The 21,940-nt window shown below is 71.0% G+C and carries 20 protein-coding genes; 13 read left to right on the top strand and 7 right to left on the bottom strand.

Going from position 1 to position 21,940, the window contains the following annotated elements:
* The first annotated feature begins 8 nt into the window (after positions 1-8).
* Positions 9-641 (top strand): MFS transporter, encoded by a 633-nt coding sequence (locus tag LDL49_RS35550; RefSeq protein WP_225297854.1) that lies wholly within the window; start codon positions 9-11, stop codon positions 639-641.
* On the top strand, positions 632-1,261 hold the full coding sequence (locus LDL49_RS35545; protein WP_225297852.1) for a copper resistance CopC family protein: 630 nt from the start codon (positions 632-634) through the stop codon (positions 1,259-1,261). Before LDL49_RS35550 ends, LDL49_RS35545 begins: the two co-directional genes overlap by 10 nt.
* 36 nt (positions 1,262-1,297) lie before the next feature.
* Here the strand turns inward: LDL49_RS35545 and LDL49_RS35540 are convergent, their stop codons facing one another.
* Positions 1,298-2,944 (bottom strand): L-lactate permease, encoded by a 1,647-nt coding sequence (locus LDL49_RS35540; protein WP_225297850.1) that lies wholly within the window; start codon positions 2,942-2,944, stop codon positions 1,298-1,300.
* Between the two features lie 87 nt (positions 2,945-3,031).
* On the opposite strand from LDL49_RS35540, the gene kduI reads away from it, so the two are divergent.
* The 3 genes from kduI to LDL49_RS35525 are packed head-to-tail and all read left to right on the top strand — an operon-like array spanning position 3,032 to position 5,355.
* Positions 3,032-3,838, top strand: a complete 807-nt coding sequence (kduI, locus tag LDL49_RS35535) for a 5-dehydro-4-deoxy-D-glucuronate isomerase (protein ID WP_225297848.1) — start codon at positions 3,032-3,034, stop codon at positions 3,836-3,838.
* Between the two features lie 3 nt (positions 3,839-3,841).
* Complete coding sequence (locus LDL49_RS35530) at positions 3,842-4,573, top strand: SDR family oxidoreductase (protein WP_225297846.1); 732 nt, start codon at positions 3,842-3,844, stop codon at positions 4,571-4,573.
* A 14-nt stretch (positions 4,574-4,587) separates the two neighbouring features.
* On the top strand, positions 4,588-5,355 hold the full coding sequence (locus tag LDL49_RS35525; RefSeq protein WP_225297844.1) for an IclR family transcriptional regulator: 768 nt from the start codon (positions 4,588-4,590) through the stop codon (positions 5,353-5,355).
* Here LDL49_RS35525 and LDL49_RS35520 read toward each other — a convergent pair.
* Genes LDL49_RS35520 through fxlM form a run of 3 tightly spaced genes read right to left on the bottom strand, consistent with a single transcriptional unit; the run spans position 5,352 to position 7,606 of the window.
* Complete coding sequence (locus tag LDL49_RS35520; protein WP_225297842.1) at positions 5,352-5,828, bottom strand: DUF6653 family protein; 477 nt, start codon at positions 5,826-5,828, stop codon at positions 5,352-5,354. The genes LDL49_RS35525 and LDL49_RS35520 overlap by 4 nt on opposite strands.
* Positions 5,825-6,421: a TetR/AcrR family transcriptional regulator gene (locus LDL49_RS35515; RefSeq protein WP_225297840.1), complete on the bottom strand. Its 597-nt coding sequence runs from the start codon at positions 6,419-6,421 to the stop codon at positions 5,825-5,827. Before LDL49_RS35515 ends, LDL49_RS35520 begins: the two co-directional genes overlap by 4 nt.
* A 27-nt stretch (positions 6,422-6,448) precedes the next feature.
* Positions 6,449-7,606: a methyltransferase, FxLD system gene (fxlM, locus tag LDL49_RS35510; RefSeq protein ID WP_225297838.1), complete on the bottom strand. Its 1,158-nt coding sequence runs from the start codon at positions 7,604-7,606 to the stop codon at positions 6,449-6,451.
* 122 nt (positions 7,607-7,728) lie between these two features.
* Here fxlM and LDL49_RS35505 point away from each other — a divergent pair, with 122 nt between their 5' ends.
* Complete coding sequence (locus LDL49_RS35505) at positions 7,729-8,016, top strand: HesB/IscA family protein (RefSeq protein WP_225297836.1); 288 nt, start codon at positions 7,729-7,731, stop codon at positions 8,014-8,016.
* 106 nt (positions 8,017-8,122) lie between these two features.
* On the opposite strand, the gene LDL49_RS35500 is transcribed toward LDL49_RS35505, so the two are convergent.
* Positions 8,123-9,103 carry an acetylxylan esterase gene (locus LDL49_RS35500; RefSeq protein WP_225297834.1) on the bottom strand — a complete coding sequence of 327 codons (981 nt, stop codon included), beginning with the start codon at positions 9,101-9,103 and terminating at the stop codon, positions 8,123-8,125.
* Between the two features lie 159 nt (positions 9,104-9,262).
* Between LDL49_RS35500 and LDL49_RS35495 the strand changes: the two genes are divergently transcribed.
* From LDL49_RS35495 to LDL49_RS35485, 3 genes are all read left to right on the top strand, one after another.
* Positions 9,263-11,026, top strand: a complete 1,764-nt coding sequence (locus LDL49_RS35495; RefSeq protein ID WP_225297832.1) for a glycoside hydrolase family 75 protein — start codon at positions 9,263-9,265, stop codon at positions 11,024-11,026.
* 29 nt (positions 11,027-11,055) lie between these two features.
* Positions 11,056-11,334: a hypothetical protein gene (locus LDL49_RS35490; protein WP_225297830.1), complete on the top strand. Its 279-nt coding sequence runs from the start codon at positions 11,056-11,058 to the stop codon at positions 11,332-11,334.
* A 106-nt stretch (positions 11,335-11,440) separates the two neighbouring features.
* Complete coding sequence (locus tag LDL49_RS35485; protein ID WP_225297828.1) at positions 11,441-12,670, top strand: alpha/beta hydrolase; 1,230 nt, start codon at positions 11,441-11,443, stop codon at positions 12,668-12,670.
* 7 nt (positions 12,671-12,677) lie between these two features.
* Here the strand turns inward: LDL49_RS35485 and LDL49_RS35480 are convergent, their stop codons facing one another.
* On the bottom strand, positions 12,678-16,667 hold the full coding sequence (locus LDL49_RS35480; RefSeq protein WP_225297826.1) for a hypothetical protein: 3,990 nt from the start codon (positions 16,665-16,667) through the stop codon (positions 12,678-12,680).
* A 518-nt stretch (positions 16,668-17,185) separates the two neighbouring features.
* Here LDL49_RS35480 and LDL49_RS35475 point away from each other — a divergent pair.
* The 4 genes from LDL49_RS35475 (at position 17,186) to LDL49_RS35460 (ending at position 21,029) form a co-directional block, all read left to right on the top strand.
* Positions 17,186-17,734 carry a GNAT family N-acetyltransferase gene (locus tag LDL49_RS35475; RefSeq protein ID WP_225297824.1) on the top strand — a complete coding sequence of 183 codons (549 nt, stop codon included), beginning with the start codon at positions 17,186-17,188 and terminating at the stop codon, positions 17,732-17,734.
* Between the two features lie 122 nt (positions 17,735-17,856).
* A complete protein-coding gene (locus LDL49_RS35470) occupies positions 17,857-19,263 on the top strand; it encodes an APC family permease (protein ID WP_225297822.1) in 1,407 nt (468 codons plus the stop codon).
* Positions 19,264-19,396: 133 nt separating this feature from the next.
* The gene (locus tag LDL49_RS35465) at positions 19,397-19,603 is read left to right on the top strand and encodes a hypothetical protein (RefSeq protein WP_225297820.1); all 207 of its coding nucleotides are present in this window, start codon (positions 19,397-19,399) and stop codon (positions 19,601-19,603) included.
* A gap of 118 nt (positions 19,604-19,721) precedes the next feature.
* Positions 19,722-21,029, top strand: coding sequence for an aspartyl protease family protein (locus LDL49_RS35460; protein WP_225297818.1), 1,308 nt, complete (start codon positions 19,722-19,724; stop codon positions 21,027-21,029).
* Between the two features lie 185 nt (positions 21,030-21,214).
* Here LDL49_RS35460 and LDL49_RS35455 read toward each other — a convergent pair whose 3' ends face one another.
* On the bottom strand, positions 21,215-21,868 hold the full coding sequence (locus LDL49_RS35455; RefSeq protein ID WP_225297816.1) for a hypothetical protein: 654 nt from the start codon (positions 21,866-21,868) through the stop codon (positions 21,215-21,217).
* Positions 21,869-21,940: the final 72 nt, after the last annotated feature.

Genomic DNA, 21,940 nt, shown 5'->3' with positions numbered 1-21,940 from the left:
ATGGACGCATGCGCCTCGCCCGAGCCATGGTCTTCGCGGTGGTGTGTGCCGCCGTGACGGCGGCCGGGCATGCCTTCGCGGGCGGCGCGGCGGTCGCGCCCGGCGTCATGGTGGCGGGCGGGCTGGGCGCGCTCGGCCTGGCGTACGTTCTGAGTGGGCGCGAGCGCGGCCCCGAGGTGGTGCTCGGCGCCACGGTGGGGACGCAGGCATCGCTGCACAAGCTGTTCGAGCTGACCGCGCCCAGCACCGGGCACGCGCATTTCGCCGTGGGCATGGTGCTGGTCCACCTGACGATCGCCGTGCTGACGGGCTGGTGGCTGCATCGGGGCGAGAGCGCGTTCTGGCTCATGCTGCGCCTGTCGGGGCGGCCCCGGCTCACCCTGCCGCGGCCGTTCCACCCGATTCCCGCGATCGCGGCGGCTCTGGTACGACCGGCGCCGGCGCGGGCGCCGCTGCGGACGTCGATCACGGTCCAGATCGCGACCGCGGAGCCACGCAGAGGGCCTCCCACGAGGGGAGTCACCGAATCGCCGACACTTCCCTCGTCATGGAGTTCACCTTGCCCATCCTTCTTCGCCCAAGCTTTCTTCGCCCAAGCTTTCTTCGCCCAACCTCTCTTCGCAGAACCCTCGTGGCGGTGATCGGGTGCGGGCTGTTCCTTGCCGCCACCGCGCCCGCCGCCCTCGCCCACGACAGCCTCAAGAGCAGCTCACCCCCCAAGGGCGCCACCGTCTCCGGCGTCCAGACGATCGAGCTGGAATACTCCTCCCGCGTCCGCTTCCCGCTGGTGGTGCTGCGCACCGCCGCCGGCAAGACGATCCAGCTCGGCGAGCCGCAGGCCGACGGCCCCAAGGTGCGGACCGCCGTGCCCAGCCGGCTGGCGGGCGGCCCGTACGTCATCGCCTGGCGGGTGGTCTCGTCCGACGGCCACCCGATCGAGGGCGAGATCCCCTTCACCGTGAAGGGCGCCGCAGGCACGACGGCGTCCGCCACCGAAGCCGCCCCGGCCGCACCCGCCACCTCGGCGGAGGGCACCCGACCTGCCGCTGCGGCGCAGGACGGGGGCGGCATCCCCGGCTGGCTCTGGGGCGGACTCGCCGCGCTGGTGGTGGTCGGCCTGGCGATCTGGCTGCTGTCCAGACGGACGGGCGGACCCGACGAACCCGCCGGGCAGCCGGAGGCACCAGCCCAACCTGCCGGGCAGCCGGACGCACCAGCCGAAGCGGCCGGGCAGCCGGACGGCCCGATCGGACGTACCTGACAATCCGGGCGGACGGCCCCTCCCGTCCGCCCGGCATCAGGGCACCAGCCACCCCAGCACCGGCGTCGACTGCAGGAACACCAGCACGCAGAGGATGAGCAGCAGCACGGCGCTCCAGCCGATCACCCGGCGGAACAGGTTGCCCTCCTCCCCCACCAGGCCGACCGCGGCCGTGCCGATGGCCAGGTTCTGGGGCGAGATCATCTTGCCCATGACGCCGCCGGAGCTGTTGGCCGCGCCGAAGAGCTCCGGCGGGATGTTCAGCTGGCCCGCCGCGGTGGTCTGGAGCTTGGCGAACAGGGCGTTGGCGCCCGCGTCCGTACCGGTGATCGCGACGCCGAACCAGCCGACGAGCGGTGACAGGAACGCGAAGAACGCCCCCGCGCCCGCCAGGAACAGCCCGAGCGTCTGGATCTGCCCCGAGAACTGCATGACGAAGGCCAGGGCGAAGACCGACAGGATGGTGACGATGGCCCAGCCGAACTGGCGGATCGTGGCGCCGTAGGTGGCCAGCGCCGAGACCGGGCTGATCCCCAGCACGAGGAGCGTGAGCAGCCCGGAGACGAACAGCAGCGTTCCCGGGTGCGCGGCCCACGGCAGCTCGTAGACCACGGGCACGGCCTTGCCCGCCGGGTTCACCAGGTCGAACCCGGGCCAGGCGGGCTTGACGGTGAAGCCGGCGAGGAAGGTCTTGATCGCGGGGATCTGCGCGATGGAGAACAGCGCGATGATGATCGCGTAGGGGGCGAAGGCCGCGATCTTGTCGCCGGTGGTGTCGCCGCCGGGGCGGCCGTGGGTGCGGACGAACGCCGGGTCGTCCACGGCCCCGCCCGCGATCGGCGTGGGGGTCGGCGTGAATCCGACCGTCTCGGCCGGCTTCCAGATCTTGCCGAACGCGACCAGGACGATCGCCGAGACCAGGGCCGCCGCGATGTCCGTGAGCAGGTAGTTGACCTGGGACATCAGGATCTGCGTGGCACCGAAGCTGAGCCCGGCGACGAGCGCGGCGGGCCACGCCTGGCGCAGGCCGCGCCGGCCGTCGGCGACGAAGATCAGGATGAACGGCACGAGCAGCGCGATGAACGCGGTCTGCCGGCCCGCCATCGCGCCGAACGGCTCGGGCGGCAGTTCGGTGACGCTGCCCAGGATGGTGATCGGGTTGCCCATGCCGCCGAAGGCGACGGGCGCGGTGTTGGCGATGAGCGCGATGACCGCGGCGCGCATCGGCTCGAAGCCGAGCGCGATGAGCATGACCGCGCAGATGGCGATCGGTGAGCCGCCGCCGGCCAGGGCCTCGATGAGTGCGCCGAACGAGAACGCGATGACGATGGCGGTGATCCGCTTGTCGTCGCTGATGCCCTGGAAGGCCCGGCGCAGCACGGCGAAGTGGCCACTGCGCTCGGTCATCTTGTAGATCCAGATGGCGTTGAACGTGATCCACAAGATCAGTAACACCGCCCTGGCCGCGCCGTACAGGGCGGAGTCGAGAGCCTGGGCGATCGGCATGCCGTACGCGAACGGCAGGACCGCGATCAGGAAGCCGACGACCAGGCCGGAGATGCCCGCCCAGTGCGCCTTCCACTTGAAGACTCCCAGCAACACCAGCACCGCGAGCAGGGGCAGAGCGGCCAGGACAGCGGACAGCCATAAGGAGCCGGTGGGATTGAAGTTCTGCTGGTACACCGCGCGCCTCCACGGTTAGGCGTTCCATTGGATAGAACAGTGTTCCGTGTCTAGGATCGTAGGACGCGGAACAACCGGAGGGAAGAGATGGAAATACGGCATGCCACCGCACCCGACCAGATCCGCCATTTCAACACCGCGGAACTCCGCGCCCGTTACCTCGTCGAGGGCCTGTTCGGGCCGGAGGTGGACGGTGTCTACACCCACCAGGACCGGATGGTCGTCGCCGGGGTCAGGCCGAGCGGGAAGGCCCGGCTGGCGGCGTTCGACCCGCTGCGGTCGGCGCACTTCCTGGAGCGCCGCGAGCTGGGCGTGATCAACATCGGGGAGACGGGCACCGTGGAGGTCGACGGCGTGCCGTACGAGCTGGACCCCAAGGACTGCCTGTACGTCGGCAGGGGCGCGCGCGAGGTGACGTTCGAGCGCGGCACGTTCTACCTGGTCTCCGCCCCCGCACACGAGACGTTCCCGACCACGCACGCGCGGCTGAAGGACGTGGCCCCGGTACGGCTCGGCGGCGCCGACGGCTCGAACGACCGGACCATCTACAAGTACATCCACCTCGACGGCATCCGCAGCTGCCAGCTCGTCATGGGCGTGACCGTGCTGGAGCCCGGCAGCATGTGGAACACCATGCCGTGCCACACCCACGACCGCCGTACCGAGGTCTACCTGTACTTCGACCTGCCGCGCGACGAGCGCGTCGTGCACCTGATGGGCCGCCCCGACGAGACCCGCAACCTGATCGTGGCCAACGAGCAGGCGGTGATCTCGCCGAGCTGGTCGGTGCACTGCGGGTTCGGCACGCGCAGCTACGCGTTCGTGTGGGCGATGGCCGGAGAGAACCAGGCGTTCGACGACATGGACCAGGTCGCGATCACGGAGATGCGGTGACGGATGGAGCTGTTCTCGCTCACCGGCCGGACGGCGCTGGTCACCGGGGCGCGGTCGGGGATCGGCCGGGCGATCGCGGTCGGCCTCGCGCGGGCCGGGGCCGACCTGATCCTGCACGGCCATCGCGACGACCTCGACGAGACCGAGCGCCAGGTGAAGCGGCTCGGCGGAGAGGTACGCAAGCTCGTGCTCGACCTGGGCGACCCGGCCGCCATCAGGCCCGCGCTGGAGCCGGTCCTGGCCCAGGGCGAGGTGGACATCCTGATCAACAACGCGGGCACGATCAGCCGGGGCTCGACCAGCCTGGACGACTGGCGGCGGGTGATGGCCATCGACGTTGACGCCGTGTACGTGCTCAGCCAGGCGCTGCTGGAACACGGCGCCACGAAGGTCATCTCGATCGCGTCGCTGCTGTCCTTCCAGGGCGGGATCAACGTGGCGTCCTACGCGGCGGCCAAGCACGCGGTGGCCGGGCTGACCAAGGCGCTGTCCAACGAGTGGGCGCCACGGGGCGCGCAGGTCAACGCCATCGCCCCCGGCTACATCACCACCGACGTCACCACGGCCCTGCGGGAGGACTCGGAGCGCGAGCGGGAGATCCGGTCGCGGATCCCGGCCGGGCGCTGGGGCGAGCCCGCGGACCTGGAGGGGGCGGCCGTGTTCCTCGCCTCGCGCGCCTCCGACTACGTCACCGGCCACGTGCTCGTCGTGGACGGCGGCTGGCTGGCCCGCTGAGTATGCTTGATCGGGTGGACCCCAGGCCGAGCACCGCCATCGACAAGGCGCTCTGGGTGCTGGAGGCCCTCGCCGAGCACGAGAGCGTCACGAAAATCGCGACGGCGACGGGCCTGCCCAAGTCGACGACCCACCGCATCCTGCAGTCGCTGGCCGAGCACGGCTTCGCCCGGCCCGACGGCGCCGGCGGTTACCTGCCGGGTCCCAAGATCCTCACGCTGGCCGGCCGGATGCTGGCCCGCTTCGACCCCGTACGCCAGGCGTCTCCGGTGCTGCAGCGCCTGCACGACCAGACCGGCTACACCGTGCACCTGGCCGTGCTCAACGGCGACGAGGCCGTCTACGCCGCCAAGCTGGAGGGCCGCAAGCCCTACCAGATGCCCTCGCGGGTCGGCATGTCGCTGTGGCTGCACACCAGCGCGATCGGCAAGGCGATGCTCGCGGCCATGTCCGACGAGGAGGTGGCGGGCATCGCCACCCGCACCGGGCTGACCAGGCGCACGCCCGCCACGATCACCACGCAGGCCGCGCTCCGCCGCCACCTGGCCCGGATACGGGAGTGCGGCTTCGCGATCGACGACGAGGAGAACGAGGCGGGCATCCGCTGCGTCGCCGCGGCCGTCTTCGACCACCTGGGGCACGTGGTGGCCGGGGTGAGCATCTCGACGCTGACCCACGAGCTGTCGTTGGCGGACGCCCAGGAGCTCGGACCGCTGGTCGCGGCCACCGCCCACGAGGTCTCCCGCGCTCTGGGCGCACCGATGGAGCTGCCGGCCGGTTAGGCCGCCCGGTGGCTCTCATACAGCTGGCCGAGCCGGTCGATGCGCCATAGCTGGCCGAGCACGACCAGCGTCGCGCCGAAGACGGCGGGCCATACCTCCAGCGCGACCAGGCCCCAGGCCAGCAGCGCGAAGCCGGCCGACCCCACCGCGATGAGCAGGCGCTGCACCTTGCGATGGTCGCCGGACACGAGCGAGCGGTCCTGGAACCACAGCTTCTCGCCGTAGATGCCCTTGGCCGCCCAGCTCGTCGGCTGCTCGATCGCCGGGAAGGCGTGCGGGTTGACGATCAGCCAGGCCACGACCAGGGCCACGGGCACCAGGGACCACCAGCCGATCCATGCCCTGCTCCAGATGGCCAGCATCATCAGCGGGATCGCGGCGAACCTGGTCCAGACGCTCCACGGGTTGGCGTGCCGCTTCCACGCCTCGTCGGTCATGCCCGCCGCCTGCGCGTATCTCTTCAGCACGCTCATGCGATGAGCCCCCTTGCCAGCGCGTTGATGGTGGCGTCGAGCACCTGCTCAAAGTCGGGTCCGTATCTGTCGCGGTTGACCGCCAGCAGGCCCGCGGTGCGCAGCACGCCCATCAGCACCTCCGGGGGGACGTCCGCGACGATGACGCCGGCGCTCTGCCCCTGGGCGAGGTAGTCGATCAGCGGCGTCACCAGGTGCGGGGTGACCCGGGCGAGCTCCTCGGGGCCGACCCGGCGGGCCACCGCCTCGAGCTCGTCGGGGCGGGTGAGCAGCCGCCGGTAGAACGGGTCGGTGGTGAGCGCTTCGACCATGCCCCGCATGAGGCCGGCCAGCGCCTCCGCACTCGGCGGCCGGTCGAGCGCGGCGGCCAGCAGCTTGCCCATCAGCGGCGCCCGGCGGACCATGACCTCCTTGTAGAGCTCCTCCTTCGACTCGAAGAACGCGTAGAAACTGCCTTTCGCGATGCCCGAGGGGGCGACCAGCTCGTCGAGCGAGGTCTTCTTCAGCCCCTGGGCGGCGAAGAGCTCTTCGGCGGTGTCGAGCAGCCGCGCGGTGATGCGCGCCCGGTCGTCCGCCGTGAACGCCACGGCCATCTATGCCCCTATGACTACTCTGGATATTCAGTCATAGCTTAGCACGAGGCGGGTGTGCCGCTTGGCGATGACGGCCGCGCCCTCCGGAGCCGGGCCGAGGTAGGCGTCGATGCGCAGGTCGCAGGCTTCCGGGCGGCCCGCCGCGTCCCACGCCTGCACGTGCGCGATCAGGTCCGCCGCCAGCGCCGCCCCGCCGGGCCCGAACCCGCGGGCGCGCAGTTCCTCATCGGCCGCCAGTACGGCCAGACCGTCCCGGCCGACGATGCCCACCGTCATGCCGTAGCCATGGGTGGTCACCGGGGCCCACCGCAGCCGCCCGGTCAGGGACCCCCAGCGGGGCTCGTGCAGCGCCAGCCACAAGCCCACCCCACCGCCCATCAGCGACAGGCGGGGCAGCGGCGCCATACCGTCGGCGGCCACCTCGGCGACGGGCTCGTCCAGCATCGCCAGGACGTCGCCCACCTCGCGCGGCTCGGGCAGCGTGAGCACGAGGTCGGCGTCGCCGTCCAGCATCAGCGTGACCTCGGGCCCGGCGGAGGGGCCGCGCATGCGCATGAAGCCGCAGGGCTCCACCGACCGGCTGGACCAGTGGCCGCCGGTGTACTCCATGGCGACGGACACCTGCACGCCGCGCAGGTCGAGCGGCACCACGAGCCGGCCGCCGGGCGCCAGCTGCTCCAGCCAGGCCGGGGCCAGGTCCCACACGCCGACGGTGGCGATCACCCGGTCGTACGGCGCCGCCTCCGGGTGGCCGGCCGCGCCGTCGGCGCACTCGACGGTCACCTCGGGATAGGCGGCGGCGTCGAGATGCCGCCGCGCCGCCGCGACCACGTCGGCGTCGATGTCGACGCTGACCACCCGGCCCTCCGGCCCGGCCAGGTGCGCGAGCAGGGCGGCGTTGTAGCCGGTGCCCGCGCCGATCTCCAGCACCCGGTGGCCGGGCCGGACGTCGAGCTGGTCGAGCATGATGCCCATGATCGCGGGCTGCGAGGAGGAACTGATCGGCCGGCCCTCCGCGTCGCGTTTGGTGACGATGGGCTCGTCCCGGTAGGCCGCCTCCGGGTCGAAGTCCGACAGGAACCGATGCCTCGGGACCAGCCGGAACGCCTCCGCGACCCGCTCGCTCACCTCCCCGCGCTCGAGCAGCTGGGCGACCATGGCCTCGCGGTACTCGTCGAACTCCATACCGACATGATTCCCGCGAGCGGGCAAGGATGCCTGGTAAAGAATTCCAGTTAGGAGGTTTGACCGGCTCAATGGGGGAAGGGCAGGCAGTTCATGTACGTCGATCGTGAGGAGGAGCCGTAGTGCTCACCCTGACAAACAACGCAGCCCAGGCGATTCGCGACTTGACCGCGGCCGCGCCCGAGCCTGCGCAGAGCGGCATCCGCATCTCGTCCCAGGGCGAGGGCTCGAGCTCGCTGACCCTGTCCCTGGCCACCGCGCCGGAGCCGGCCGACGAAGTCGTCGAGACCGAGGGCGCGCGGGTATATCTCGACCCGGTGGCCGCGACCGTCCTGGAGGACAAGTCTCTGGACGCGGGAGCGGACGACCAGGGCTCCGTGTCCTTCCTGGTGACCGACCAGCCCGTCTAGACGGGCTTTATCGGCCTGGCGAGCGGCCAGGCCGTCTGAGACGGACCACCACTGGTCCGGTACGGCCGGATGTACCTTTCGTCGGCCGTACCGGACCAGTGGTTCGTCAGGCGCCGGCGAGCAGCTTGTGCAGGTAGCGGATCTGCTCCTCGTTCTGGAAGCCGCCGCCGCCCTCGTGGCCGTTCCACGGCCAGACGCTGATCTCCTTCGGCCCACGCCAGTGGTTGTAGGCGGCGAAGACCGTGGACGGCGGGCAGATATCGTCCATGAGCGCCACCGAGTAGAGCGCGGGCACCTGCCCGCGGGCGGCGAAGTTCAGGCCGTCGAAGTACGACAGCGTGCGGAACACCTGGTCGGCGCTCTCCCGCCGGGTGGACAGGAAGCGGACGATCTCCTGGTACGGGTCCCGGTCGGTGATCTCCACGGCCCGGCGGAAGTGCGTCATGAACGGCACGTCGATCAGCGCCGCCTTGATCGCCGGATGCAGCGCGGTGGTCGCCTGCGCGATGCCGCCACCCTGGCTGCCGCCCGAGGCGACGATCCGTGAGGCGTCCACGGCCGGGTGGGCGGCGGCCACGTCGACCGCGCGGACCGCGTCGGTGAAGACCCGCCGGTAGTAGTACTGGTCGGGGTCGAGGACGCCACGGGTCATCATGCCGGGGGCCTGGGCGTTGTCGCCACCGTACGGGTCGCCGGTCACACCGGGGCTGCCCGGGTTGGCGCCGCCGTGGCCCCGGGTCTCCATCACGAACACCGCGTAGCCGGCGGCGGGCCAGGTCAGGTGGTGGTGCGGGAAGCCGCGGCCGCCGCTGTAGCCGATGTAGTGCATCACACACGGCACCGGCCCCTCCACCCCGTGCGGCACCAGGAACCAGCCGTTGATCCGATGGCCGCCCCAGCCCGCGAACGAGACGTCGTACACGTCGACCGAGGCGAGCGGCAGGTCGTAGGGAGTGAACTCGGCCGCCGAATCGAACTCCCGTGCTTCCGCGAGCGTGCGCGTCCAGAAGTCGTCGAAGTCGGCGGGCTCGTCACGGTCGGGGAGGTAGGAACGGAGCTGCTCAAGCGGCAGGTCGAACAGGGCCACGTAGGTCTCCAGCCTTGGTAGAGGGTGCAGCTATTTCATAGCATCTGTTGGCCTTCGCGCTATTTGGGCCCCTCTACGGGGTTGACTGGACTTTGACGGAGTGGTCCCATCTCCAGTTGTTAGGAAGCCTTCCTAACGAATTCGGCAGAAGGGCCAGCCGTGCACTCTCCAGCTCGGGCTCGCTTACGCTTACGCCCGCTGATCCTGCTCCCCCTCCTCACCCTCCTGGCCGCCACCCTGACCGCTCTGCCCGCGCGGGCGGCCACGGTCCGCTACGAGGCCGAGAACGCCACCGTCGTCCAGGGCGTCGTCGAGGCCAACCACACCGGCTTCTCCGGCACCGGCTTCGTCAACGGCGACAACGTCGTGGGCCCGTACACCGAATGGACGGTCAACGCTCCCGCGGCCGGCACCGCGACGCTGTCCATCCGCTACGCCAACGGCACCACGTCGGCGCGCACCGCGGACGTCTCGGTGAACGGCACCGTCGTCTCGGCCGGCCGCTCCTTCGGCACCACCGCCAACTGGAACACCTGGGCCACCTCCACGCTCACCGCGACGCTGAACGCGGGCGACAACAAGATCCGCGTCACCTCGTCGAACGCGGGCGGCAACCCGAACCTCGACTACCTGGAGGCCACGGTCGCCGACGCCCCCGCCAACGAGTACCAGGCGGAGGCGGCCACCCTGTCGGAGGCCAGCGTGGCGACCAACCACACCGGCTACACCGGCACCGGCTTCGTCGACTACGTCAACGCCGTCGGCGGGTACATCGAGTGGAGCGTCAGCGTGGCCGACGCGGGCACCCACACCCTGACCTTCCGGTACGCCAACGGCACCACGGCGACCCGGCCGATGGACATCTCGGTCAACGGCTCCGTGGCCGCCGCCGGGGTGAACTTCCCCGGCACCGGCAACTGGGACACCTGGGCCGACGGCACCGTCACGGTCTCCCTGAACGCCGGCGTCAACACCATCCGCGCGACCGGCACCTCCGCCAACGGCGGCCCGAACGTGGACCGGCTGTCCGTCAGCGGCTCCGGCGGCCCGGACGGCCAGGCGCCGAGCGTGCCCGCCAGTCCCCGCGTGACCGGCACCTCGGCCAGCAGCATCTCGCTGGCCTGGAACGACTCCACGGACAACGTCGGCGTGACCGGCTACAAGGTCTACGAGGGCACCACCGTGGTGGCCACCTCGCCGACGGCCAGCGCCACGATCAGCGGCCTGACCTCCGGCTCCACCCACAGCTACACGGTCACCGCCGTCGACTCGGCGGGCAACGAGTCGGGTCACAGCGCCACGGTCACCGGCACCGCCACCGGCGGCACCACCGGGCCCACGGCCGACCAGTTGCTGGCCAAGGTCACGGCGTGCAGCCAGATCTCCAACGGCAAGTACAAGACCGACTCCGACGTCAGCACGGCGACGGTGGCGGTGTGCGAGAAGACCGGCGCGGTGTTCTGGAAGGGAGACATGGACATCGACTGCGACGGCGTACGCACGACGCAGTGCAACGAGGACACCGACTGCTGCTTCCAGAACGAGACGTTCTGCCAGACCAGCTCCGGCGGGGCGCTCAACGCGGCGCAGCTCGCCTACATGGTGGTGCCCAGCCCCAGCAGCACCTGGGACTACCGGACCAAGGGCATCGGCTGCGGGACGGTGGTGGCGATCGTCTACAACGGCCAAGTGGAGTACGCCGTCATGGGTGACACGGGCCCGACGGGCATCATCGGGGAGGCGTCCTACCGTACGGCCGCCGACCTGGGCATCAACCCGGACCCGAGCAACGGCGGCACCGACAGTGGCGTGACGTACATCGTGTTCACCGGCTCGGGCACCAAGGTCTCGACCATCGAGAACCACACCCAGGCCACCAACCTGGGCAGGACGCTCGCCCAGCAGTTCCTCAACAACAACTGAACCCGCCCGGCCGGGGTAGAGGTGTCCGGGTGAACTACCACGTGATCAGGATCCCGGAATCCCACCTCAGCCCCGGCCTCATCCTCGACGCCCCGGCCGAGCCGGTCGACTTCCTGCTGGTGTTCGGCGACGACGCCGCGGAGTCGCGGGCGCGGCTCCTGACCGACGACACGGGGCGTCCGGTGCTCCGGGTGGGCGGATACGTGACCGCCCTGGGCGCCGTGGTGCAGGAGCGGCTGTGGACGGTGCGGGAGATGGCGCCACGCGACGGCCATCTCCGGCTCCGGCTGGGCCGCTCGCTCTCCTGACCCGGGACACGAATCCTGCGGCAAGAATCTTGACCTGGGGCAGGAATGTGGTCCGCCGTTGGCGGTTTCGGCCGCCCGTACGGGCGGTTTGGGGTAGTTTCGCCCTGTGCGTGCTCTCGCCAGACGGGCCGGTCGGCTGCTGACAGGGCTCGCGATCCTGGCGTTCTCGCCGATCGCGGGCCTGGCGGCGCTGGCCGGCATGGCGATGCTCGGTGTCCCGCCGGGCGTCTTCGCCGTCACGGGGCTGGCGGTGTTCGCGTCGGTGTTGTTCCTCGGCCTGCTGCTGTGCGTGCCGAGACCGAGCCCGGCCTGGGGGCGCTGGCTGCGGGCCCTGGTCATCCTGTCGGTGGAGGCCGCCGTGGTCTGGCAGGTCGCGGCCGCCACCCTGCACGCCCCACCGGACGCGTCCGCGCCGCTGCCCGCCGTGGCCGGACAGCGGGAGTGGCGGCTGGCGACGGGCTCCGAGCTGGCCTATGTACGGCTGGCGCCCAAGCGGGTCACCCGGCCGGATCCGGTGGTGTTCCTGCACGGCGGGCCGGGAACGGCCGACCTGGCGGGCGACTCGGCGTTCCTGGCCGGGCTGGCCGCCGACGGCTACACCGTGTACGCCTACGACCAGCTGGGCGCGGGCCGGTCCGCGCGGCTGGCGGACCCGCGAGGGTACGGCCTGCCCCGCGACGTGGCCGACCTGGAGGCGGTACGGCAGGAGATCGGCGCCCGGCGGCTGATCCTGATCGGCCACGACTCCGGTGCCCGGCTGGCCGCCGCCTACCTGGCGGAGCACCCGGACCAGGTGGCCAAGGCCGTCCTCACCTCCCCGGCCCCGCTCGACCGCCAGGAGGCCGCCTCCCCCTCGCCCCTCAACCCCTCGGAGGCACCCCTCAACCCTCCGGAGACGGCCTCCCCCTTGGCCTCGGAGGCGGCCTCGCTGCTCACCCTCACTCGCCCGCCGTCGCCACGGCTCCTCGCGGTCTACACGCTCCTGCGGGCCGACCCCCAGGCCGCGCACGCCTTCGCCGGCGACCGCGAAGTGGAGGCCGCCTACGGCAGCGGCTACGCCGGCCTGGCCCAGCGCGCCGCCCCGGACGGCCTGCGCCGGAGCCTGACGGAATCGGCCGTGCCCGCCCTGATCGTCAAGGGCGCCCACGACCGGCGGGCCTGGTCGGCCGCCGCCGACTACCGCGCCGCCCTCCCCCGGGCCGAGCTCGCCTACGTGGCGGCCGGCTCGTACCGGGGCAAGCCTTACCTGAACGTGCTGCGCGCCTTCCTGGCGGGCCGCCCGGTACGGACCTACGACGGCGCGGACCCGCCACCCGGCTACCTGGGCCCGCGCTGACGAGGGCTCAGGCTTTGGGGGAGCCCGTGGCGCAATGTCCGGCCTTGGCCCCCGCCACCTTCCAGTCGGCGCCGGGGAACGGGGACATGAAGTGCGTCAGCAGGTCCACCGCGTAGTCCGGCACCTGGCCGCCGGGGTCGAGCAGCGACACCATCTGCGGACCGTCCGCGCCGCGCAGCGTGATCGAGTTCGTGCCGTTCGCGGCGAAGCCCGGCTTGGCGTCGACGGTCAGGCAGGCCAGCTGCACGCCCACCGCGCTGATCGCCTGCTTGGCGCCGATGCGGCGCAGCCGCTGGTCGTAGCGGCGCAGGGCGAGCGAGGTCACCGGGCCGATGCGGACCGTGTCGTGGAAGATGTCGTTGCCGAGCTTGCGGCTCAGCTTGACGTCCACGTTGACGTCGGGGCGCAGGCTCACCCCGCTCGCGGCGAGGGCGAGGCGCCCGTAGTTCCCCTCGAAGCCGGGGGCGATGTAGCCCAGCGCGGGCGGCGCCTTCATCCCGAACGGGATCTTGCCGGGCCTGATGCGCAGCCACGCCATACGGCGGATGTCCAGCGACAGGTCCTTGATCGTGCTCTTGCCGAGCCCGAACTGGCCGCCGACCTGGTAGGAGAGGAAGCCGGTGGTGTACGGGATCTCCTTGCTGACCGCGATGCGCTGCCGCGCGACCGGGTCGACGGTCAGCCCGCCGTGCACCTGGACCCGTCCCGTCGGCACCGGCCGGGACACCAGGTCGAGCGACTGGTCCGGGTTCAGCCGCACGGTGGTGTCGGCGGCCAGGTCGGTGACGTCGAGCGACACGTCGCCGAGCCGCCCCGTCCGGTCGATCAGCCCGCCTTCCACGGCGAGGTGGCCGTCGAGCGTGTTGACGCCGCCCAGCGCCTTGTAGGTGAGCGTGGGCATCCGCAGGTTCGCGCCGGACGCGTCAGCGTCCACGCCGAACCGGGCCGGCACGTCGCCGAAGCGCAGCTCGCCGGTGCCCGCCCCGTCCACGGTGACCTTCGCGCTGAGGCGCTTGACGGCCGCGGAGTTCGTCACGCGGATGCGGGTCTGCGCGCCATAGCTGCCCTGTACGGCGACCGCGGCCGGAACCGGATCGATGGCCACGTGACCGCGCAGGGTGCCCGCCTCGGCCAGCAGGTCGAGCGAGCCCAGCGTCGCGGCGGGCTCGATCCGGTAGTTCGCCTGTACGGCGTTGCCCTGCGTCACGTCGAACGGGCCGACGGACATGCTGGTGATCTTGGAGGGCAGGCCGGTGAGTGTGGCCCGCGCCTTGATCGGCACCGGCGCCAGGATCGTACTGGCCAGGTAGACGCCCAGCGAGCGGCGCTTGGGCGCGAATCCGGCGAACGTGAACGCCTTCTTGGCCAGATCCACCGTGACCTGGTCCGGCAGGCCCGACACGTCTAGGTAACCCTGGACGCCGAAGCAGCCGCGCTCCGTACAGAAGGCGCCCTGCCCGCAACCGGCGGACCCGGCGACGCAGCCGCCGTCCACCAGCGAGATGCCGCCGGGCACGGCCGGCGCGGCCGCCATGTTCTTGAGCGCGCCCGCCTTGCCCAGCCAGGCGCGGGCCGTCACGTCGAGCCGGGACCCCGAGTAGGTGAGCGCGCCCCCGGCCGCCGAGACCGCCAGGCGGCCGGGCAGCGGGCCGAGCCTGCCGAGCAGGCCGAAGCGCAGGTCGCCGCGGGTGACGTCGGTGTCCAGGGCGAGCGTCTGCCGGGCCGCCTTGAAGTCGGCGGTGAAGCCCTGGTCCCCCGGGCTGAACTCGACCGTGCGCAGGCCCTTGACCCGCACACTCGCGTCGAGGTCACCGGTGGCCTCGTCGTAGTGGGCCGACAGGTGCGGCCCGGCGGGCGCCTTGGCGCCGTCGTGGTTGGCGAACGCCACGGCCGCCGAGCCGACCGGGCCCGACAGCCCACGGAAGCGGTACGCTGCGCCGCTCCAGGCCGCGTCGAAGCGGGCGGGCACGCCGGTCACCTCGGCGGCGGCGGTGATGTAGCGTCCCTCCACATTCGCGCGGGCCAGCGCGGAGACCGAGCGCACCGGGCCGTCCGAGGTCCAGGTCAGGGTCTTGGCGGCGGTGTCGGCCACCAGCTGGACGTGCTTGCGCACCCCCGACACCTCGGCCTGGACGTCCTCGCCCTGGGGCTTGGTGACGTACGCCTTGTTGGCGTAGATGCGCACCTTGCCCAGCGTGGAGGAGGAGGCGATGTCGACCGTCGAGCGCTCCCCCAGCTCCCAGGTGGCCTTGACGTCGTCGTGCACGCCTTGGATGGTGCCGTCGATCGTGGGCCCCGACCGGGTGTCGGTGTAGGCGGCCCTGATCTTGTCGATCACGCCGCTGGCCTGGTAGACGGCCTTGCGCGCGGCCGGGTCGAGTGTCACGTCGACCTTGGCGGGGGTGTTGGAGATCTCCAGCCTGGCCAGGCGGGTGCCGTCGATGCTGGCCGCGCCGAGGAAGGACCGGCCGCTGGAGCCGACCTCAAGCTGAGCGTGGGGCGCGGCACCGTACGTGACGTCGAATCCGGACAGGCCGGTCAGCAGCCCGGACACGCCGACGGCGTCACCGTTCTTGATCATCGTGACGTGGCTGCCGCGCGGGCTGGAGACGGCGCCTCCGTCGCGCTGGAGCACGACCGCGAACCTGCCGATCTTCGAGCTGGTGGTGTGCGTCACGCGGTGCTCGGCCAGGTCGTTCACCAGGCGTACCTTGGCGGGCAGCCCGCTGAGCTCGGCCCGCAGGACGGTCTTGGCGGCGGCCCGGTCGAAGTAGAGCAGCTTGGCCGACCCGGCCCGCGGGTGGCCCGAGTCGACGGTCAGGATCTGCTTGCCGTTCGTGGTGGTGTACGCGGCGGTCATGGACGGCGGGGCGCCGCGCACCTCGACGCTCGCCGCCCTGGCCAGAGCGCCGTCGGCGTAGACGTAGTTGTGCAGCTCGGCGTGGCGGATCGAGGTCGTGCTGCTGAAGCGGATCCGGGCACCGTCCGTGCCGCGGATCAGCCCGATCTTGGCCTTGGTCGGCATCTTGTCCAGCGTCGCCTGGGTGTAGCGACTGCCGCTGACGGCCAGCGCGTCCAGCCTGGCGGCGGCCGAGCTGGTGACGTCCAGGGTGGTCGAGTCGAGGTCCACGTCGACCGCGAGCTTCTCGGTGGCGGGCGTCTGGCGCAGGCTCACCACGCTGCGGCCGGTCAGGCCGGCCACGATCGCGGCCGACGCGCCGGGATCGGTACGGTCGACGCTCGCCTTCACCCGCTTGCCCGTGAGGTCGACGGTGAAGGTGCCCCAGTCGGAGCCGGACAGCGACGCGCCCCGGTGCAGCCCGTCGAAACCGACCGACACGCGGCCGTCGTACTCCGCCCAGACCTGCGCCTTGAGGTTCGCCTCGGCGCCGGGCAGGCGCCTGACCGCGAAGCCGAGCCCAACGGAGGAGTCCTGGGGACTGGCCGTGGGCACCAGGTCGGCGGCCAGGTCGGGCATGCCGTCCCCGGTCACGTCGGCGGCGGCGGGCACGCCCACCGGGCGGGTGACCGAGCAGGAGACCGGTACGGCCTCGCTCTCCACACAGAGCCGGTAGGTCAGCGCGGACACGACCTTCTGGGAACCGAGCCGGTCGAACAGCCCGGCGACCGGGTTCTTCACCGCCAGCGTGGCCGCCTGACCGGTGTCGGGCAGCAGCCGCTTGGGATCGGGCCGCCGCGCGCCGACACGCTTGGCCGCCTCGGCGGTGATCTCGTTGACCAGCGTGGGACCGGCGGGCGTCGTCACCTCCGGCGCCTGCGGGCCGACGGCCTCCGAGCCCGCGTCCCTGCGGGCCAGCGACGCCTCCATCGGCACGTTCACGGCCGCGGGCGCCGGCTGCCGTACGGCGGGGACCGGGCGGATCTTGGGCTTGGCCACCTGTTCGGCGTGCGGCCGTTCGTACGACGGCGCTGCCGCGTGCGCGGTGACGGGCACGACCACCAGGGTCGCGCTGATCATGGAAGCGGAAACGAGCACGCGCCCCAGGGCGTGCCATGGATACCGCACGGAACAGTTACCCCCGAAGCGGTCTCAATCATCCCATCAGAAACATAAGTCACGAGACGACCACACTTCATCACTCACCGTCAAATCGGATCCGACATGGGACCCCAACCTCGGCGATTGTCCGGAAAGATGTTCTGGCACAACCGGAAAACGGGCGCTGTCGGCTTTCGGGCATGCTGACGAACACGCGAGCGGCGGCCAGGGCTACAACGGCAGCTCACGCCGTATTCGGGACGGCACGCTGTATTCGGTGAGCGGGCCAGCGCCAGTTACGCGTGCCTCATCGTCCGAAGGGACCACCATGGAGGCCCAGGCGCGGCGACGGCGGCGAGCACCGTGCGGGCGTTCTCGCTCTCAGCCGTGTTATAGCGTCCTCGGTCTTCTTCAGCAGGCCGACCAGGGTCGTGGCCTCATTCTCACCGCAGCGGAACTCCTGCTTGAGGTCTTCCCAGGTGTTAAGCCGCAGCGCCTGTGGCTAGCTTGTGCGCGTGCACATCTACCTGGAGACCGACCGCCTGACCTTACGCCGCTTCACCGAGGCCGACGCCGACGACCTCGTCGAGCTGCACAACGACCCCGACGTGATGCGCTACCTCAACGGTGGCAAGGCCACCCCGCGCGAGGTGATCGTCGGCGAGACGCTGCCCGTCCTGATCAGCAGCGGCCACTTTTTCGCCGCCGTCGAGCGGGAGACGGGCGAGTTCCTGGGCTGGTTCCTCCTGCGGCCGCCCAAAGGCGGCGCCGAGGACGAGCTCGAGCTGGGCTACCGGCTGCGCAAGTCGTGCTGGGGCAAGGGCTACGCGACGGAGGGCTCGCGGGCCCTCATCGACAAGGCGTTCGCCGAGCTGGGCGTCCGCCGGATCTTCGCCCAGACGATGACGGTGAACCGCGGCTCCCGGCGGGTGATGGAGAAGTGCGGGTTGCGCTTCGTACGGACGTTCTTCCAGGACTGGCCGGACGTCATCGACGGATCCGATCAGGGCGAGGTGGAGTACGCACTGCTCAGATCGGACTGGGCGGCCCGCCCGAAGCGCTAGGCCGTGATCGGGGATTCCCGCGGGCCTTGCCTCACGAAGCCGCCGCGCGGGCCGGAGTATCCGCGGGTCGGGTGGGGTACGTGATCACCTACTACAGCGGCCGCACGATAAGGAATCCCCCTGTGGCACATACCAGTCCACCCGGCCACCTCGCGACGAACAGCGGCGAGCAGCCCAGCCTGAAGCAGGTGATGGGCCCGGGGCTGTTGCTGCTGTTCATCATCGGCGACATTCTCGGAACCGGCATCTACGCGCTGACCGGCCAGGTCGCGGGCGAGGTGGGGGGCGCCGCCTGGCTGCCCTTCGCCATCGCCTTCTTCGTCGCGTTGATCACGGCGTGCTCGTACCTGGAGCTGGTCACCAAATATCCGCAGGCCGCTGGAGCCGCGCTCTACGTGCACAAGGCTTTCGGCACGCACATCCTGACCTTCATGGTGTGCTTCGCCGTGATGTGCTCCGGCATCACCTCAGCCTCCGCCGCCTCGCGGGCCTTCGCGGCGAACCTCAGCACCGGATTCGGGCTCGACGCCGGCAACGGCGTCATCCTGATGATCGCTCTGGGTTTCATGCTCCTGGTCCTGGCGGTCAACCTGCGGGGCGTCGGCGAGAGCGTCAAGATCAACGTTGTGCTCACCGCGATCGAGCTCTCGGGACTGCTGCTCGTCATCGTGATCAGCCTGTACTTCATCTCCGGCGGGAACGCGGACTTCTCCCGCGTCGTCGCCTTCGAGACCCCCGAGGACAAGAGCGTGTTCCTGGCGGTCAGCGCCGCCACGTCGCTGGCGTTCTTCGCGATGGTCGGGTTCGAGGACTCGGTCAACATGGCGGAGGAGACGAAGAACCCGGCCCGGATTTTCCCCCGCATGATGCTCACCGGTCTCGGGATCACGGGTCTGATCTACGTGCTCGTCTCCATCTGCGCCGTCGCCGTGGTCCCCGTCGGAAAGCTCGCCGACAGCGAGACCCCGCTGTCGCTGGTGGTGCAGACCGCGGCCCCCGGCTTCCCGATCGCCGACCTGCTGCCGTTCATCTCGATGTTCGCCGTCGCCAACTCGGCGCTGATCAACATGCTGATGGCCAGCCGGCTGCTCTACGGGATGGGCAGGCAGGGCGTGCTGCCGGCCTTCCTGTCGAAGGTGCACCCCACGCGCCGCACGCCGCAGGCGGCGATCCTGTTCACCACCGCCATCGCGGGCGGTCTCATCACCTTCGTCTCGCTGGACCCGGAGAGCCCGGTCGTGGCCCTGCTGGGCGGGACGACGTCGCTGCTCCTGCTCGCGGTGTTCGCGCTCGTCAACCTGTCCGTGCTCGTCCTGCGCAAGGACCGGGTGCCCGAGAAGCACTTCAAGGCGGGCCGAATCCTGCCCGTGGTGGGCACGTTCACGTGCCTCTACCTGGTGCTGCCATGGTCCTCCGGGCGTCCGGCCGGCCAGTACCAGATCGCGGGTGTACTGCTGGCGATCGGCCTGGCTCTGTGGATCGTCACCTGGTACGTCCGGCAAAAGGAAAGCGTGAACCGGTCCGCGTGATCTGAACCGGTCGGACAACTCATGCTGAGAGATCGAAGGCACGTCCGTCCCCGGCGTCGACCCTCGAGACCTCCGCTGACGATCACACACCTGCGGAAAACGGGGCTGGAAGACCACTGAAGATCTTGTGTTGGTGGCTGTGGCGCTGCGGTGGGATGGACTTGGGGGCCTTCGGGTGGGCCGCCTGTCGGTGACGGTGTCCACTCCGGCCGGCGAGCTGTCGGCACTGGCCGTCGAGCAGATCGTCTGTACGGTCGACGCCGCCACGCCGGGACGCGCCGCCCAGGTCACCGTCGTCGGCGCCGGGCAGAGCGTCGGCCCCCGCACCTGCTCCCGGTAGCGACGGGCTGCCCGGTCGCGGCCGTGACACGACCATGACACGGCGCGCACGAGGTGAGGACACCGCTGGCCGACAGTGGAGGGCGTTCCGGCGATGTGATCACGAAAGGGAGAAGGCGTTGGCTGACGACGGAGGATGGGACAGGCGTTCGGTGTTGCGGGGCGCCGCGGTGCTGGCCGGCGCGGCAGCGACAGCCCCGCTGCTGGGCGGGGCGGCCACGGCGCTGGCCGCCGGCGGTGACGCGGACGCGCTGTTCAAGGCCGGGAAGTTCGAGCAGGCCGCCCGCGCGTACGAGGAGATTCTGAAAGCGGATCCGAAGAACCTGCACGCGGCCCGGCAGCGCGGCTACGTGGCGCTGCTGTCCAACCGGTTCCCCGAGGCCGAGAAGTACTTCAAGCTGGCCCTCACACTGGCCCCCGACGACAAGGAGACCAACTCCTACTTGGGCGACTGCTACATCCGGCAGGACAAACTAGCTCTCTCCGCACCGCACTGGAAGGCGGCCGGCGAGGACGGCTACGCCAAGTGGTTCGCGGCGGTCAGCGGCGAGGCGTACCAGGTCCACGGCGACTCCGCGCGGCTGCCGATCCAGCAGATGGACCCGATTCCGCTGGTGGAGGGCTCGGTCAACGGCGGGCCGGCCAAACGCTTCATGTTCTATACCGGCGCCCCGAATCTGAGCCTGCGGGGGTCGGTGGCCAAGGAGGCCGGGCTGAACCCCGTCGCCAGCCAGAAGGTCGAGTACGAGAACGGCACCCTCTGGGCGTACTACGGCGTGCTGGAATCCCTCAAGCTGGGCGGCATCGAGCTGCGCAACGTCCCCGTGGGCTGGTCGACGACGGAGTCGGGCGAGGACGTCGGCACCGACAGCGACGGGCTGATCGGCACGTGGGTCTTCTACCACCTGCTGACCACCTTCGACTACGCGGGCCGGTCGCTGATCCTGCGCCGCAGAACCGCCGAAGCGGCCAGGAAGGCGCGCGCGGGCGCCAAGGCCCTGCCGCTGTGGCTGGCCCGCGAGCAGTACCTGCACAGTGTGGGCAGCTTCACCGGCAGCGCCGGCTCCCGCGTCGGGGTGGTGGGCGTGAACTTCGGCGGGACCAGCGAGATCGCCGCCGGCCTACGCGGGAAGACAGGCGAGGAGCTGGGGATCCGCGCCGACTACGACCGCGAGATCGGCACCTTCGGCAACAGCCACCCGGCCGTCGTCTACCCCTGCTACCCGAAGGAGATCCGCCTCGGCGACGCCGTCGCCAAGGAGGTCTACTGCTACACGAACCCGAACTCGGCGATCAACGTGCCGTGGCCGTTCGGGACGGGGTTCGACGCGATGGGCTGGTTCTCCCACTGCTTCTGGAAGCCCTACAACATCACCGTCGACTTCACCGACATGAAGCTCTACGTCGCCCGCGGCAAGGCCACCTGATCACCGCCCCGGGCCGAGCCAGGTCGTGAGGGCCGCCCGGAGCGCGTCCAGATCCGTCCGGCCGCTCCGGGCGACCCAGGCGACGTACCTCGTCACCGACCTCGACGACCTTCCGCTGCGCGCGATCCGCCGCCTCTCCCAAGCCCTCGCCCTGGTCCTTGGCCCACAAGGTCTTCAGTGGTCTTCTAGACACTGAGCGCCGGTGTGCCAGGCCCGCGGCCGAGCAGCAGCGCCCCCAGCCACAGCACGGCCATCCCCACCGCGACCAGCGCCGAGTCGCGGCCGACGCCGAGCATCGCCACGGCCAGCACCACGAGCCCGGCCGCGACGACCACGGCGCTGAGCGAGGTGACCCGCCGCAGCACCGCCATGATCCCGGCCAGCACCAGCAGGGCCACGAAGAACAGCTGGGCGCCCACCGAGTACACGACCAGCTCCACCCCGGGATACCCCTGCACCTGGTCGAAGACCGCCCGCATCGCCTCCCCGTCCGCCGAGGTGAACCCGGCCACCAGGTCGATGACAAGCTGGGCCACATTGGCCAGAACGCTGAACAGCGCCACCCCGGTCACCGCCCACACGGCCGCCTTCTGCCCGCGGGTCGTGGGCGCCGCCATCCGGCGCAGCTCCAGCACCATGACGCCGAACAGCAGGAACCCGAGCAACCACACGGCGTGCGCGGCCGTCCACCAGGGACCGGGCATGAGATCGCCGCCGATGGGACGCATGAGGAGCCAGCCGCCGAGGAAGGCGGCGGGTCCGGCGGTGAAGGAAGCCCTGGCGACGCTGCTCGTGAGGCTGTGCGTGGGGCTGTTCGCAGGGGTGTCGGTGGAGATCATGCCACCACGATGCCGCGCCGCCCTGGCCCGCATCATCGGTGATCGCCCCTGAGCTGTCCCTGGGAAACGCCG

It is taken from the genome of Nonomuraea aurantiaca (genome assembly GCF_020215705.1).
GTDB lineage: Bacteria > Actinomycetota > Actinomycetes > Streptosporangiales > Streptosporangiaceae > Nonomuraea > Nonomuraea aurantiaca.
The sequence above is the reverse complement of the archived record's forward strand: the minus strand, read 5'-3'. Positions and strand labels throughout refer to the sequence as shown.

Excerpts from the sequence above, each read along its gene's own strand:
- LDL49_RS35550 (WP_225297854.1), top strand. The coding sequence starts at position 9 with ATGCGCCTCGCCCGAGCCATGGTCTTCGCGGTGGTGTGTGCCGCCGTG.
- kduI (WP_225297848.1), top strand. The coding sequence starts at position 3,032 with ATGGAAATACGGCATGCCACCGCACCCGACCAGATCCGCCATTTCAAC.
- LDL49_RS35530 (WP_225297846.1), top strand. The coding sequence starts at position 3,842 with ATGGAGCTGTTCTCGCTCACCGGCCGGACGGCGCTGGTCACCGGGGCG.
- LDL49_RS35520 (WP_225297842.1), bottom strand. The coding sequence starts at position 5,828 with ATGAGCGTGCTGAAGAGATACGCGCAGGCGGCGGGCATGACCGACGAG.
- LDL49_RS35515 (WP_225297840.1), bottom strand. The coding sequence starts at position 6,421 with ATGGCCGTGGCGTTCACGGCGGACGACCGGGCGCGCATCACCGCGCGG.
- fxlM (WP_225297838.1), bottom strand. The coding sequence starts at position 7,606 with ATGGAGTTCGACGAGTACCGCGAGGCCATGGTCGCCCAGCTGCTCGAG.
- LDL49_RS35455 (WP_225297816.1), bottom strand. The coding sequence starts at position 21,868 with ATGATCTCCACCGACACCCCTGCGAACAGCCCCACGCACAGCCTCACG.